Annotated in this window: 12 protein-coding genes; 8 read left to right on the forward strand and 4 right to left on the reverse strand. The window is 71.6% G+C overall.

From position 1 onward, the window contains the following. Window positions 1–22 precede the first annotated feature (22 nt). From ahpF to rnk, 3 genes are all read left to right on the forward strand, one after another. Entirely contained in the window at window positions 23–1612 is a 1590-nt protein-coding gene (gene ahpF, locus CSC64_RS13045; RefSeq protein ID WP_162435766.1) for an alkyl hydroperoxide reductase subunit F, read from the forward strand. Window positions 1613–1703: 91 nt separating this feature from the next. Next, entirely contained in the window at window positions 1704–2672 is a 969-nt protein-coding gene (oxyR, locus tag CSC64_RS13050) for a DNA-binding transcriptional regulator OxyR (RefSeq protein ID WP_162435767.1), read from the forward strand. A 163-nt stretch (window positions 2673–2835) separates the two neighbouring features. Then, window positions 2836–3267 carry a nucleoside diphosphate kinase regulator gene (rnk, locus tag CSC64_RS13055; RefSeq protein ID WP_162435768.1) on the forward strand — a complete coding sequence of 144 codons (432 nt, stop codon included), beginning with the start codon at window positions 2836–2838 and terminating at the stop codon, window positions 3265–3267. Between the two features lie 207 nt (window positions 3268–3474). On the opposite strand, the gene CSC64_RS13060 is transcribed toward rnk, so the two are convergent. From CSC64_RS13060 to gap, 4 genes are all read right to left on the reverse strand, one after another. Next, window positions 3475–4650, reverse strand: a complete 1176-nt coding sequence (locus tag CSC64_RS13060) for a phosphoglycerate kinase (RefSeq protein WP_162435769.1) — start codon at window positions 4648–4650, stop codon at window positions 3475–3477. Window positions 4651–4799: 149 nt separating this feature from the next. Next, complete coding sequence (locus CSC64_RS13065) at window positions 4800–6221, reverse strand: DUF3999 domain-containing protein (RefSeq protein WP_162435770.1); 1422 nt, start codon at window positions 6219–6221, stop codon at window positions 4800–4802. After that, window positions 6218–9070, reverse strand: coding sequence for a DUF2339 domain-containing protein (locus CSC64_RS13070; protein ID WP_162435771.1), 2853 nt, complete (start codon window positions 9068–9070; stop codon window positions 6218–6220). The genes CSC64_RS13065 and CSC64_RS13070 overlap by 4 nt, the downstream gene beginning before the upstream one ends. A 196-nt stretch (window positions 9071–9266) precedes the next feature. Beyond that, window positions 9267–10271, reverse strand: coding sequence for a type I glyceraldehyde-3-phosphate dehydrogenase (gene gap / locus CSC64_RS13075; protein WP_162435772.1), 1005 nt, complete (start codon window positions 10269–10271; stop codon window positions 9267–9269). A gap of 182 nt (window positions 10272–10453) precedes the next feature. On the opposite strand from gap, the gene CSC64_RS13080 reads away from it, so the two are divergent. The 5 genes from CSC64_RS13080 (at window position 10454) to CSC64_RS13100 (ending at window position 13875) form a co-directional block, all read left to right on the forward strand. Then, window positions 10454–11077 carry an OmpW/AlkL family protein gene (locus CSC64_RS13080; RefSeq protein ID WP_162435773.1) on the forward strand — a complete coding sequence of 208 codons (624 nt, stop codon included), beginning with the start codon at window positions 10454–10456 and terminating at the stop codon, window positions 11075–11077. Between the two features lie 53 nt (window positions 11078–11130). Next, window positions 11131–11979: a S1/P1 nuclease gene (locus CSC64_RS13085; RefSeq protein WP_162435774.1), complete on the forward strand. Its 849-nt coding sequence runs from the start codon at window positions 11131–11133 to the stop codon at window positions 11977–11979. 9 nt (window positions 11980–11988) lie between these two features. Next, on the forward strand, window positions 11989–12687 hold the full coding sequence (gene modB / locus CSC64_RS13090) for a molybdate ABC transporter permease subunit (RefSeq protein ID WP_162435775.1): 699 nt from the start codon (window positions 11989–11991) through the stop codon (window positions 12685–12687). 103 nt (window positions 12688–12790) lie between these two features. Further along, complete coding sequence (gene modC, locus CSC64_RS13095) at window positions 12791–13405, forward strand: molybdenum ABC transporter ATP-binding protein (protein WP_162435776.1); 615 nt, start codon at window positions 12791–12793, stop codon at window positions 13403–13405. 155 nt (window positions 13406–13560) lie between these two features. After that, complete coding sequence (locus tag CSC64_RS13100) at window positions 13561–13875, forward strand: BolA family protein (protein WP_162435777.1); 315 nt, start codon at window positions 13561–13563, stop codon at window positions 13873–13875. The last annotated feature ends 178 nt before the right edge of the window (window positions 13876–14053 follow it).

The raw sequence follows: 14053 nt of genomic DNA on the forward strand, positions 1-14053 counted from the left end.
CCTCCCCCACGGAGCTCCCCCCATGTTGGACGACAGCCTCAAGACCCAGCTCCAGGCCTACCTGGAGCGCCTCACCCGCCCGGTGCACCTGGTCGCCTCGCTCGACGACGGCGCCAGCTCGGCGGAAATGCTCGAACTGCTGCAGGACATCGCCTCGCTGTCGCCGCAGGTGAGCCTGGAAACGCGCCGCGACGACGCCGAGCGCAAGCCCTCGTTCGCCATCACCAGCCCCGGCCATGACATCTCGCTGCGCTTCGCCGGGCTGCCGCTGGGCCACGAGTTCACCTCGCTGGTGCTGGCGCTGCTGCAGGCCGGCGGGCATCCGTCCAAGGCCACCGCCGAGGCGATCGAACAGGTGCGTTCGCTGGAGGGCGAATTCGCCTTCGAAAGCTATTTCTCGCTGTCGTGCCAGAACTGCCCGGACGTGGTCCAGGCGTTGAACCTGATGGCGGTGCTGAACCCGAAGGTGAAGCACGTGGCGATCGATGGCGCCCTGTTCCAGGACGAGGTCGAGGCGCGCCAGGTGATGTCGGTGCCGGCGATCTTCCTCAACGGCGAGCTGTTCGCCTACGGGCGCATGGGCCTGGAGGAGATCGTCGCCAAGCTCGACACCGGCGCGGAGAAGCGCGAGGCGGAGAAGATCGCGGGCAAGGCCGCGTTCGACGTGCTCGTCGTCGGCGGCGGCCCGGCCGGCGCGGCGGCGGCAGTCTATGCCGCGCGCAAGGGCATCCGCACCGGCGTGGCCGCCGAGCGCTTCGGCGGCCAGGTGCTGGACACGCTGTCGATCGAGAACTTCATCTCGGTGCCGCACACCGAAGGCCCGAAGCTGGCGGCCGCGCTGGAACAGCACGTGCGCGGCTACGACGTGGACGTGATGAACCTGCAGCGCGCGACCGCGCTGGTGCCGGCCGGCAAGGATGGCCTGGTGGAAGTAAAGCTGGCCAACGGTGCTTCACTGAAGTCGCGCAGCGTGGTGCTTTCCACCGGCGCGCGCTGGCGCACCATGGACGTGCCCGGCGAGGCGGAGTACCGCAACAAGGGCGTGGCCTACTGCCCGCACTGCGACGGCCCGCTGTTCAAGGGCAAGCGCGTGGCGGTGGTCGGCGGCGGCAACTCCGGCGTGGAGGCGGCGATCGACCTGGCCGGCATCGTCGCCCATGTGACCCTGGTCGAATTCGATTCGAAGCTGCGCGCCGACGAGGTACTGCAGCGCAAGCTGCGCAGCCTGCCCAACGTGCGCATCGTCACCAGCGCGCAGACCACCGAGGTGCTGGGCGACGGGCAGAAGGTCGCCGGCCTGGTCTACCGCGACCGCAACGGCGGCGACAGCCACCGCATCGAACTGGAGGGCGTGTTCGTGCAGATCGGCCTGCTGCCCAACACCGAATGGCTCAAGGGCACGGTGGAACTGACCCCGCGCGGCGAGATCGTGGTCGACGACCGCGGCCAGACCAGCGTGCCGGGCGTGTTCGCCGCCGGCGACTGCACCACCGTGCCGTACAAGCAGATCGTGGTGGCGATGGGCGAAGGCTCCAAGGCCGCGCTCGCCGCCTTCGACCACCTGATCCGCGAATCGGCGCCGAAGGACGAGGCAGTCGCGGAAGCCGCCTGATCGCGCTAGGGTGGATTGCGGCCGCGCCTGACCAGGCCGGCCGCAGTCCACCACGCACTTCACCGGTGGACCGGGCTCCGGAGGCAATGCGATGAACCTGCGCGATCTCAAGTACCTGGTGGCCCTGGCCGACCACAAGCATTTCGGCCGCGCCGCCGCGGCGTGCTACGTCAGCCAGCCCACGCTGTCCACCCAGATCCGCAAGCTGGAGGACGAGCTGGGCGTGTCGCTGGTCGAGCGCGCGCCGCGCAAGGTGATGCTGACCCCGGCCGGGCGCGAGGCCGCCGAGCGCGCGCGCCGGATCGTGGCCGAGGTCGAACAGATGAAGGAGGCCGCGCGCCGCAGCCAGGATCCGGAGGCCGGCACGGTGCGGCTGGGCATCTTCCCCACCCTGGCGCCCTACCTGTTGCCGCACGTGGTGCCGCGCATCCGCACGCGCTTCCCCCAGCTGGAGCTTCTGCTGGTGGAGGAAAAAAGCGATGAGCTGCTCGCGCGGCTGCGCGCGGGCCGGCTCGACGCGGCGGTGCTGGCGCTGCCGGTGAACGACGAGCAGCTGCACGCCGAGTTCCTGTTCGAGGAACCGTTCGTACTGGCGGTGCCCGAGGGCCATCCGCTGTCGCGGCGCGGCACGCTGACCCTGGACGAGCTGTCCGAGCAGCGCCTGCTGCTGCTCGAGGATGGACACTGCCTGCGCGAGCAGGCGCTGGACGTGTGCCGCCTGTCGGGTGCGCACGAGAAGACCGAGTTCCGCGCCACCAGCCTGGAGACGCTGCGGCAGATGGTCGCTGCCAACGTCGGCGTCACCCTGCTGCCGGCGCTGGCGGTGAAGCCCCCGGTGGCGCGCTCGGACAGCATCCACCTGCTCAGCTTCTCCGACTCCCATCCCAGCCGCAGCATCGCCATGGCCTGGCGTCGCAGTTCGGCCATGGCGGGGTTCCTGGGGCGGCTGGCGCAGGTGTTCCGCGACCTGCCGCCTGGCCTGCTCGCCCCGGGCGAGGCGGTGGCCACGCCGGCGCAGGCCCCCGCGCCGGTCCCGGCGCCGCGCAGCGACTGGGCCTGAAGCCGGGACCGGCCCCGCCCGCCGGTTGAACCGGCCGCGGTTCCGGGCTACGGTAGGCCTACAAACAGTTCATTAGGGGCGGTGCGGAGACGCGCCGCCTTCTTCATTCCTGCCTGCCTTCATCCCTGCGCGCCTGCCGCGCATCCACCGTACGAGGAGTTCCATGCCTACCCCGCCCACCAGCGGCCTTCCGCCCCCCCTGATCGTCTCCAGCCGCGACCTGGCCCGCCTCGAGGCCCTGCTCGATTCCCCGGTGCTGAGCCGCCATCCGGCCGCGCTCGCGCTGATGGACGAGCTCAACCGTGCCGAAGTGCGGCCGCCCGAGCAGATCCCGGCCGACGTCGTGACCATGCACTCGCGCGTGGAATGCGAAGACGTCGCCAGCGGCGAGGAGCACATCCTCACCCTGGTCTACCCCAACGAGGCCGACGTCGAGCGTGGCCGCGTGTCGGTGCTCGCGCCGGTCGGCAGCGCCCTGCTCGGCCTCTCGGTCGGCCAGACCATCGACTGGCAGGCCCCCGGCGGCCGCCCGCTGCGGCTGCGCGTGAAGTCGGTCCGCTACCAGCCCGAAGCGTCCGGCGACCTCCATCGCTGAGCCGCCGGCCCCGCTCGGCTCCTCTGTAGGAGCCCGCATGAGGGCGACCCCGCGCCGCGTCCACGGGGGGGCGTTCAACGCGGCCTTTCCGGAAACTCCGCGTCGAACCGGGCGTATCCCAGCGGAACCGGGTCGCCCCCTTAAGTGGGCTCCTACAGGAAGCAGTGCAACGGAAGGGCGACCCGGCGACGGGCCGCCCTTCCTGCATCAGCCGCCGCGCGCGGCCAGCGCCGCCCCCGCCGGCAGGGTCTTGCCTTCCAGGAACTCGAGGAAGGCGCCACCGCCGGTGGAGATGTAGCCGACCTGCTCCTCGATCCCGAACTTGTCCACCGCCGCCAAGGTGTCGCCACCGCCGGCGATGGAGAACGCCTTCGACGCGGCGATCGCGCGCGCCACCGCCTCGGTGCCGCCGGCGAAGGCATCGAATTCGAACACGCCCACCGGGCCGTTCCACACCACCGTGCCGGCGTCGGCGATCAGCTGCGCATAGCGCGCGCCGGTCTGCGGGCCGATGTCGAGGATCAGGTCGTCTTCGGCCACTTCGCCCACCGGCTTGACCGTGGCTTCGGCGTCGGCGGCGAAGGCCTTGGCCACTACCACGTCGCTGGGCAACGGGATGTCGGCGCCGCGCGCCCTGGCGTCGGCGAGGATCCGCTTCGCAGTGTCGAGCAGGTCCGGTTCGTACAGCGACTTGCCGACCGGATGGCCGGTGGCGGCGAGGAAGGTGTTGGCGATGCCGCCGCCGACGATCAGCTGGTCGACCTTGCCGACCAGGCTGGTGAGCAGCTCGAGCTTGGTCGAGACCTTGCTGCCGGCCACGATCGCCAGCAGCGGCCGCGCCGGGCTGGCCAGCGCCCTGTCCAGCGCGTCCAGTTCGGCCATCAGCAGCGGGCCACCGGCGGCGACCGGGGCGAAACGGATCACGCCGTGGGTCGAAGCCTGGGCGCGGTGCGCGGTGCCGAAGGCGTCCATCACGAACACGTCGCACAGCGCGGCGTACTTCCGCGACAGCGCCTCGTCGTCCTTGCCCTCGCCCACGTTCATACGGCAGTTCTCCAGCAGCACGACCTGGCCGGGCTGCACCTGCACGCCATCGACCCAGTCGCGTACCAGCGGCACGTCCACGCCCAGCAGTTGCGACAGCCGCGCGGCCACCGGCGCCAGCGAATCGGCCTCGCTCCACATGCCTTCCTTCGGCCGGCCCAGGTGCGAGGTGACCATCACCGCCGCGCCCTTCTCCAGCGCCAGCCGGAGCGTCGGCACCGAAGCGGTGATGCGCTGTTCTGAAGTGATCCTGCCGGCGTCGATCGGTACGTTCAGGTCCTGCCGGATCAGCACGCGCTTGCCGGCGAGGTCGAGGTCGGTCATCCGCAGGATCGTCATCGTGGGGCTCTCATCGTTCGAAGGGGGAGGTGGCGCGCGGCGTCCGCAACACGCCGGCTGCACGCCGAAGCTGAAGGTGCGCGGCAGCGCCGGGCGGGAGCGCATTGTCCCGCCCGCACGCGGCCATCGCAAACGCGGCAGGCCGTCGCTCAGTCCTGCGCCGGGCGCTGCCGCAGCAGGCTCAGGCCGAGCGCGGCGACCAGCAGCGCGCCGCCGCCCAGCAGGCCCCACAGCAGCAGAGATTTCCAGTCGCCGGCGTGCTGCGCCTTCAATGCGCGTTCGCCTGCCAGTTCCTCCGGCGTCCCGGCCAGGTAGGCCGGCGCGGGCTGCCAGCCGGCGCCGCGCTGGCGACGCAGCGCATCGAGCAGCGCGGGAATCGGCGCCTCGGCGCGCTGCGCGTTGGCGCTGCCGGCGGCCAGCGCGAACGGCGGCGTGCCCTGGGCCAGGAACACCACCACCTCCGGCCGGTAACCCAGGCGCAGCACCGGCACCGCCTCGCCGACCGGGCTACCGGCACCCAGGCGCCAGTGGCGGTCGCGCACCGGCGTGGCCAGTGGCTTCGGCTCGGACTGGTTGCCGCCTCCGGCGCCGCCGACCTGGAACGCCATCCACGGGCCGGCGCGCCACAGCCAGGCCGCATCGCCGCGCTCGCGACTGTGCAGGGTCCACTCGACCGCGCTGTTGCCGGGCAGGCGCACGTCGGCGCGCTCGACCGGGAAACGCCCGGGCAGGAGGTATTCGAAGTAGTCGCGGCCGCCCTCGCGGCGACGCTCGCCTTCGATCTCCACCCATTCCCAGCGCGCCTCCGGCGGCGGGGGCGCCAGTTCGGCGGTGACGCCGGCGAGCACCGGCACCGGGCCGCTGCGCAGCGGCAGCAGGCGCAGGTAGCGGGCCTGGCCGTCCAGTTCGATCCGGCCCTGGTGCAGGCGCTCGCCGCCGCGCTCCAGGTCCAGCAGCGTGGTGCCTTCGTTGAGCGTGCGCCACTGGCGCAGGTCGTTGCTGCCTTCGACGCGGTAGCGCGCCTGCAGCGACTGCTGCGGCCGCTCCCATTCCAGCTGCAACGCGCGCACCGGTTCGCGCAGGCGGCTGGCATCGACCAGCCATTGCCCCGGGGCATCGGCGGCGCCGGCGCGCGATCCGGTCCCGGCTTCGATGCGGATGATGTTGCCGTCGGCGTCGCGCTCGGCGACCAGGCGCAGGTCGCCACCGCCGGCGGCCGGGTCCAGCGCCGGAAGCGGGAACCACGGCAGTGCCAGCGTGCGCGGCGGCTGCGCCAGCGGCTGCGCCGGCGACAGCAGCGCCGCCGGCAACGACTGGCCCTCGCCGTTGAACACCTCGATGTCGCCCAGCGACGGCTGGCTGGCGCTGCGGTACACCGCCTCGTCCAGGACCACGCGGTAGGCACCGCTTTCCTCCTGGCCCAGGTCCAGCGGCCACTGCCGCGCGTAGTCCCCGCGGCTGCCGGCGACCGCCAGCAACGGCAGCAGCACCAGCGCCGCGAACAGGCCGCCACGGAGCAAGCCGGCCGTGCCGCAGGCCTTCGCCGCGATTTCCCCGCCAGTCCTGCTCATGCGCGCGACTCCTCCTGCGGAACGCTGCCCGCGCGCGGCGGCGCCGGCGCCAGGTAGCCCACGATCGTGCACAGCACGCCGTAGGCGATGAACGAAACGATGCCGAACATGCCACCCAGGTGCTGGCGGTCGACCAGCAGCAGCTTGGCCAGGACCACACCCATCAGCAGCGCGCCGGCCAACCACAGGCCACGTTGGCCGCGGCGCGAGCCGAGGATCCAGCCGAGTACGCCGAGCACGCTCCAGACCACGGTCAGGCTGGTCTGGGCCAGGCTGGTGGAAAGCAGCTGCGCATCCCAGGCCACGCCGCCCCAGTGGTGGACACTGCGCAGCGTGCTGGCGCTGAGCAGCAGGAAGCCACCCAGCGCGACCACCGCCGTGCGCAGCCGCGACAGCGACCCTTCGCCATCGGACCACATCCACGCCGCGCCCAGCCCCAGTGCCACCAGTTGCGCCAGCTCGCCAGGATTGAGCAGCGGCAACCATGGCAGCGGCGCCGGCGACAGCGCCCGCGTCAGCGCCAGCAGCCAGCCGGCGGCGATCACGGCGAAGGCCACGCCCAGCAGCGGCACGCGCAGTCCTTCGTTGGCCTCCGCGTCGCGCGGGAATGCGAGCCACGCCCAGCGCCACAGCGCCAGCGCGCCCAGCGCCAGCCACGGCAGTGCCAGCATCGCCTGGCGCCAGCCGTCGGCCAGGCCGGACTGCCCGGCGAACCAGGCGCCTTCCAGCGACAGCAGCAACGGCCACGCCAGCCACCAGGCGAACTGCGCCAGGTCAGCAGCACCGCCCTGCGCGCGCAGGCACCACAGGCTGCGCAGGCCCAGCACCGCGTACAGCAGCCACGCCAGCGCGCCCCAGGCGCCGCCGGCCGGATGCGTATGCGCCGCGTCCTGCCAGGCCAGCAACGGCAGCGCCATCACCAATGCGGCGAACACCGTCCAGGCCAGTGCGCGCGCCGGCCTCACGCGCGAAACTTCGGCCGCGAGCCAGCCGCTGAACGCGGCGAACGCGAGCAGCGCATCCGGCCGCGCATCGCTGGCGACGAAACGGTCGATCTCGTGCACGCCGGTGCCGGTCCACCAGGCCAGGCCCCACAGGTAGAACAGCAGCGCGCCGCCACCCTGCCCGTGCGCGCGCAACGCCCAGGCGCTGGCGAAACCGGCCAGCGCGATCAGCAGCGCACCCATCGCGGTCGGATTGAGCAGCGGCTGCAGGTCGCTGGCGCCATGGTCGAAGAAGCCGACCAGCAAGGCGCCGGCCGCGAGCAACTGCAGCACCGTGCCGCCGAACTGCGGCAGCATCCGCCCCTGGCGCAGGCCGAGCCAGACCAGGCCGGCGCCTTCCAGCGCGAATACGCTGGCGGTTGCGCGCGCCGACAGCGCCAGTGGCACCGCCAGGGTGGCGAAGCCCACCGCCAGGATCGCGTGCGACTGGCCCAGCGCGATGTAGCCGGCACGACGCAGCAGCGCCCAGGCCAGCCCGGCGTAGAGGACGCCCAGGCCGAGCGCACACAGCGCCAGCGGCATGCGGCTGCCATCGGGCATGACGCTGTCGAGCAGGCCGGCCTGCATCGAGAACGCGACCAGCGGCGTGCCGAACACCAGGCAACCATCGACCAGGTCGCGCCGCCCCTCGGGCTGGCGCCGCGCGAACAGGATCGGCACCAGCAGGTAGAAGGCGAAGAACAGCAGCAGGAACGGTTGCGTGCTCGCGTACTGGCCCGCGCTGTAGCTGGTGGCGCCCCACAGCGCGCCGATGCCGAAGGTGAAGGCGAAGCCGAGCAGGTTGAGGATGCGCCACGACCGGAACCAGGCGATCGCCACGATCGCCGCGTTGAGCAGCGCGTAATAGGAGAACAGCGCCACGTGGTTGCCGCTGCCGGTCGACAGCCAGATCGGGGCGAGGAACCCGGCCAGCAGCGCGAACACCGCCAGCGCCTTCGCGTCCTGCAGCACCGCCAGCAGGCCCATGCCCGCGACCAGCACCACGCTCAGCGCGAACGCGGCACCGGCCGGCAGCAGGCCGTAGAGCTTGAACGCCGCGTACACGGTCAGCAGCAGCACGCCGATCGCACCGCCCTGCAGGCTCAGCGCGAACACGCGGTTGCTCTCGCGCCGCTTCCAGGCGAAGGCCAGGGCCGCCAGCGCCGCGGCGGCCACGGCGGCCAGGCGCAGTTCGCGCGGCAGCGAGAACAGGCCCTGGTCGCTGGCGTACTTGAGCAGCGCGGCGACGCCGGCCAGCAGCACCAGCATGCCGATCTTGACCGGCACGTTGCCGACGGTGAACCAGCGCTTCACCGCGCGCAGCAGCGCGTTTTCCGGTGGCGGGAACGGCCGCGACGGCGCGTGGGAAATGCGGGTGGATGCGGCGGCGACACGGGCGCGGGTGGCGGCGTCGACCTCGACTTCCGCATGCGACGGCTGCGCATGCAACGGGGGCAGCGGCGGCGGCATCGGTGCCGGGGTCGCGCCCGGGTCGGTGGCCGGTCGATCCGCTCCCGCGTGGTCCGCGTGCATGGGCGGCGTGGTGTCCCCGGCGGCCGCGGGCGCTGCAGCGGCCGGCGTGGCCGCGGCGCCTTGCCTGCGCATCAGCTCCGACAGCGTGGGCGCTTCGTCGCCGGCATCGCCGGTCGCGGTGGCTGCCGCCTGCGGCGACGGCGCCGCTGCCGGTGGCATCGCCGCGGCACGCTCCTGCTGCGGCCCGTGCGCGGCGGCCTGCTGCAGTCCGGCCAGTTGCCGCTCCAGTCCGGCCACGCGCGCCTTGAGCGAGGACAACGACACCAGGGCGACGACCAGCAGTATCGGCATGGCCAGCAGCGCCAGGCCCACGAGCACCAGGATCCCCACCATGTCGCCCATTCCTTCCCCGTCCGGATCGTCGTACGCCGCACAGTGGTGCCGGCAAGTCCATGCAGGGCATGGCGCCGGCAGCGTCGACGATGCGGGACGGGAATGCAAGGCCGCGGCGACGCTCGCCGCCGCATGCCGGGCGCAGGAATGGAAAGGGCGCCCTCGGGCGCCCTTTCATTGCAGCCTTGTACGCCGCTTACTTGCCGGCGACCACGCGGACCATCTCCAGGCACTTGTTGGAGTAGCCCCACTCGTTGTCGTACCAGGCCACCAGCTTGACGAAGGTCGGATCGAGCTGGATGCCGGCGTCGGCGTCGAAGATCGAGGTGCGGGTGTCGCCGACGAAATCGGTGGCGACGACCTTGTCCTCGGTGTAGCCGAGGATGCCCTTCAGCGCGCCTTCGCTCTGCGCCTTGATCTCGGCCTTGATCTCCTCGTAGCTGGCCGGGTTTTCGAGCTCCGCGGTCAGGTCGACCACCGACACGTCCGAGGTCGGCACGCGGAAGCTCATGCCGGTCAGCTTCTTGTTCAGCGCCGGGATCACCACGCCCACGGCCTTGGCCGCGCCGGTGCTGGAGGGAATGATGTTCTCGAGGATGCCGCGGCCGCCGCGCCAGTCCTTGTTGCTCGGGCCGTCGACGGTCTTCTGGGTCGCGGTGGCCGCGTGCACGGTGGTCATCAGGCCGCGCTTGATGCCCCACTTGTCGTTGATCACCTTGGCCAGCGGCGCCAGGCAGTTGGTGGTGCAGGAAGCATTCGAGACGATCGCCTGGCCGGCGTACTCGTGGTGGTTCACGCCGAACACGAACATCGGCGTGTCGTCCTTGGACGGCGCCGACAGGATCACCTTCTTCGCGCCGGCATCCAGGTGCTTCTGCGCGCTGGCCTTGTCCAGGAACAGGCCGGTGGACTCGATGACGACGTCGGCGCCGACCTCGTCCCACTTCAGGTTGGCCGGGTCGCGCTCCTGGGTCAGGCGGATCTTCCTGCCGTTGACGATGAGCGTGTTGCCCTCGACCTTCACCTCGCCCTTGAAGCGACCGTGCACGGAGTCGTACTGCAGCATGTAGGCCAGGTAATCCGGCTCGAGCAGGTCGTTGATCGCAACGACCTCGATGTCGCCGCCGAAGTTCTGCACCGCCGAACGCAGCACGTTGCGGCCGATGCGGCCGAACCCGTTGATGCCAACCTTGATCGCCATTGCTCGTGACTCCTGACGGCCGCGCCGGGCGCGGCCCGTGGTGGATGGAAAGGGGTATCCATTCTAGCAGCCCGCCTGCCGCCCGCCCGGGGGCTGGACCTGCCGCGCCTTGACCACAATCAAGGCGCAGCCGCGGGCGCAGGCGGAAAATTCCCGCACCCCCACACGCAAGAGCGTTGCCTATGAAACAGAAGCTCCTCCCCGTCGTTGCCGCCGCCCTCCTCGCCGGCGCCGCCCTGCCCGCCGCCGCGCAGTCCGCCGGCGACTGGACCCTGGGCCTGGGCGTGCACCAGGTCGACCCCAAGTCCGACAACGGCACCCTGGCCGGCGGCACCCTGCCGCTGTCGATCGACAGCGACGCCAAGCCGAGCCTGACCTTCGAATACTTCATCCGCGACAACCTCGGCATCGAGGTCCTGGCCGCGTGGCCGTTCCAGCACGACATCTCGGTGGCGGGCCTGGGCCGGGTCGGCAGCACCAAGCACCTGCCGCCGACGTTCAGCCTGCAGTACCACTTCAACGACAAGGGCGTGGTCTCGCCGCTGGTCGGCCTGGGCCTGAACTACACCACCTTCTTCAGCGAGGACACCCGCGGCGCGCTGGAAGGCGCCGACCTGCAGCTGGGCGATTCCTGGGGCCTGGCCGCGCACGCGGGCCTGGACTTCCGGGTCGGCGACAACGGCGCGATCCGCGTGGACGTGCGCTGGATCGACATCGACAGCAGCGTGCGCGTGGACGGCGCCCGCCTGGGCACCGCCAACATCGACCCGCTGGTGTACGGCGCCGCTTATGTCATGAAGTTCTGAGGACATCCGCGCAGGAGCGGGAGCGGCCGCGGCCGGTCGGTTAAAGTGCCGGCATGACCGCTTCCACTCCCGCACCCGCTTCACCGTTTCTTTTCCGCGGCAGGCCGCGCGCGCTGGCGCTGCTGGGCCTGCCGCTCGCCCTGGCGCTGGCGCTGCCGGCGCAGGCCTGGGGGCCGCTGGGCCACCGGCTGGTGGCCAGCCTGGCCGAACCGGGCCTGGACCCGCAGGCGCGCGCGACCGTGGCCCGCCTGCTGCAGGGCGAAGCCGAGCCGACCCTGGCCGGCATCGCCAACTGGGCCGACGATCTGCGCGGCAACGATCCGGAGCTGGGCAAGCGCAGCGCGCGCTGGCACTACGTCAACATCGCCGACCCGGATTGCGCCTTCGACGCCGCGCGCGACTGTCCCGGCGACGACTGCGTGGTCGCCGCGCTGGAGGCGCAGGCCGCGATCCTCGCCGATCCGGCGCGCAGCGATGCCGAGCGCCGCCAGGCGCTGAAGTTCGTGGTCCATTTCACCGGCGACGTGCACCAGCCGCTGCACGCGGGTCGTGGTGCGGACCGTGGCGGCAACGACTACCAGGTCAACTGGCGCGGCAAGGGCAGCAACATGCATTCACTGTGGGACAGCGGCCTGCTCAACAGCAAGGGACTGGACGAAGGCCAGTGGCTGGCGCGACTGCGGGCACAGCCGCTGCCACCCGCATCGCCGCTGCCGGCGGATGCGCCGCGGCTGTGGGCCGAACAGTCGTGCAGGGTGGTGAACGCACCGGGCTTCTATCCCTCCGGCCACGTCATCGACCAGGCGTATGCCGACAGGCACCTGCCGATCGTCGAACGGCAGCTGCGCCTGGCCGGTGCACGCCTGGCCGCCACGCTCAACGCCGCACTTGGTGGCAGCTGAGGCTCCGGCTTGAGCGACTGGTTCACACCCGCGGAAGTCACCGCCATCGGCCTGAGCCTGAAGGTGGCCACGGTCGCGGCGCTGGCCAGCCTGCCGTTCGGCGTGGCCATCGGCTGGCTGCTCGCGCGGCGGCGCTTCCCCGGCAAGGCCCTGGTCGATGCACTGGTGCACCTGCCGCTGGTGCTGCCGCCGGTGGTGATGGGCTACGTGCTGCTGGTGATGCTCGGCACGCGCGGGCCGGTGGGCGCCTGGCTGCACGACAGCTTCGGCATCGTCCTGGCGTTCCGCTGGACCGGCGCGGCGCTGGCCTGCGCGGTGATGGGCTTCCCGCTGATGGTGCGCGCGATCCGCCTGTCGATCGAGAACGTGGACCGCCGGCTGGAACAGGCCGCCTCGACCCTGGGCGCGGCGCCGTGGCGGGTATTCCTCACCGTCACCCTGCCGCTGGCCTGGCCCGGCCTGGTCGCCGGCGCTGCGCTGGCGTTCGCCAAGGCGCTGGGCGAGTTCGGCGCCACCATCACCTTCGTCTCGGCCATTCCCGGCGAGACGCAGACGCTGTCGTCGGCCATCTACGGGCTGATGCAGGTGCCCGGCGGCGAGGCGGGGATCTGGCGGCTGGCCCTGGTGTCGTTGCTGATCTCGCTGGGCGCGCTGCTGCTGTCGGAATGGCTGGTGCGGCGCCACCGCGGCGCGGAGGAGGCGGAGTGAAGCCGCGCCTGGAGTCTCCCGCGCGACGCGCGGCGCATCACGCCGCATCCACCTGCGGCCGGCAGGTGCCGGCTGCGGCGATGGCCTTCCACGGGAGGCGCCCGTGCTGAGCCTGGATCTGCAGCTGCGCCGCGGAGCCTTCCAGCGCCACGTGCGGATCGAGGAGCAGGCGCGCGTGGTCGCGCTGGCCGGGCCTTCGGGCGCGGGCAAGACCAGCGTGCTCAACGCCATCGCCGGGCTGGTGCGGCCGCAGTCCGGGCACATCCGCATCGACGACCGCGTGCTCTACGACAGCACACGCGGCATCGACGTACCCACTCACCGCCGCCGCATCGGCTACGTGTTCCAGGACGCACGCCTGTTCCCGCACCTGGACGTGCGCCGCAACCTGCGCTACGGCCGCCACGGCGGCGGCGAGGCCCGCTTCGGCTTCGACGCCGTGGTCGAACTGCTCGGCATCGGCCACCTGCTGGAACGGCGCACCGCCAACCTGTCGGGCGGCGAATCGCAGCGCGTGGCGATCGGCCGCGCCCTGCTCTCGCAGCCGGCGATCCTGCTGTTCGACGAACCGCTGTCGGCGCTGGACCAGGCGCGACGCGAGGAGCTGATCCCGTACCTGCAGCGCGTGCGCGACGAGGTACGGCTGCCGATGCTCTACGTCAGCCACCACCCCGATGAGGTGCGGCGGCTGGCGGATTCGGTGCACGTTCTCGATTGAGCGGCGGACCGGATGCGCGGTCACGCGGTGCGTGACATCCGGCCTGTCGACAGGCCCCGGGACCGGATCACGGTCCGCTTCGGACCAGCGGCCATTGATTCGGCCAGCCGCGTCACCATCCTTGTACCTGCCCGATCATCTCCGGAAACGCCCGCATGACCACCCGCGCCGACCAGATCCGCGACGCCCTCTCCGCCCTGCAGCCGCTGCACCTGGAGGTGATCGACGAGAGCCACATGCACAGCCGCGGCCTGGAAACGCACTACAAGGCAGTGATCGTCAGCCCGCAGTTCGAAGGCAGGCGCGCGATCCAGCGCCACCAGGCCGCCTACGCCGCGATGGGCCCGCTGATGCAGCAGGTCCACGCGCTGGCGCTGCATACGTATACGCCGGCCGAATGGGAGGCCGACGCCAGCGTGCCCGATTCGCCGCGCTGCCGTGGTGGCAGCAAGCACGATCCGGCGGGGTAGGAGAAAAAAGAAAAAGGGGGCGGCAGAAAAAGGAGAAAAAGGGGACGGAGGCTGAGGTTTCCCCATATTTTCATATCCGGATCGCCATGTTTTGACTGGCCTCAGGCGAGAGTTGGCGGAGCGTTTCCAGCATGGCCCGTAGAGGATGCATGAGCCACCTTCGCACCAGCGCTTCGCG

Source organism: Pseudoxanthomonas koreensis (assembly GCF_010093225.1).
In the GTDB taxonomy this organism is placed as follows: Bacteria; Pseudomonadota; Gammaproteobacteria; order Xanthomonadales; family Xanthomonadaceae; genus Pseudoxanthomonas; species Pseudoxanthomonas koreensis.

Coding starts and splice junctions, on each gene's coding strand:
- ahpF (WP_162435766.1), top strand. CDS start 23: ATGTTGGACGACAGCCTCAAGACCCAGCTCCAGGCCTACCTGGAGCGC.
- oxyR (WP_162435767.1), top strand. CDS start 1,704: ATGAACCTGCGCGATCTCAAGTACCTGGTGGCCCTGGCCGACCACAAG.
- rnk (WP_162435768.1), top strand. CDS start 2,836: ATGCCTACCCCGCCCACCAGCGGCCTTCCGCCCCCCCTGATCGTCTCC.
- CSC64_RS13060 (WP_162435769.1), bottom strand. CDS start 4,650: ATGACGATCCTGCGGATGACCGACCTCGACCTCGCCGGCAAGCGCGTG.
- CSC64_RS13065 (WP_162435770.1), bottom strand. CDS start 6,221: ATGAGCAGGACTGGCGGGGAAATCGCGGCGAAGGCCTGCGGCACGGCC.
- CSC64_RS13070 (WP_162435771.1), bottom strand. CDS start 9,070: ATGGTGGGGATCCTGGTGCTCGTGGGCCTGGCGCTGCTGGCCATGCCG.
- gap (WP_162435772.1), bottom strand. CDS start 10,271: ATGGCGATCAAGGTTGGCATCAACGGGTTCGGCCGCATCGGCCGCAAC.
- CSC64_RS13080 (WP_162435773.1), top strand. CDS start 10,454: ATGAAACAGAAGCTCCTCCCCGTCGTTGCCGCCGCCCTCCTCGCCGGC.
- CSC64_RS13085 (WP_162435774.1), top strand. CDS start 11,131: ATGACCGCTTCCACTCCCGCACCCGCTTCACCGTTTCTTTTCCGCGGC.
- CSC64_RS13100 (WP_162435777.1), top strand. CDS start 13,561: ATGACCACCCGCGCCGACCAGATCCGCGACGCCCTCTCCGCCCTGCAG.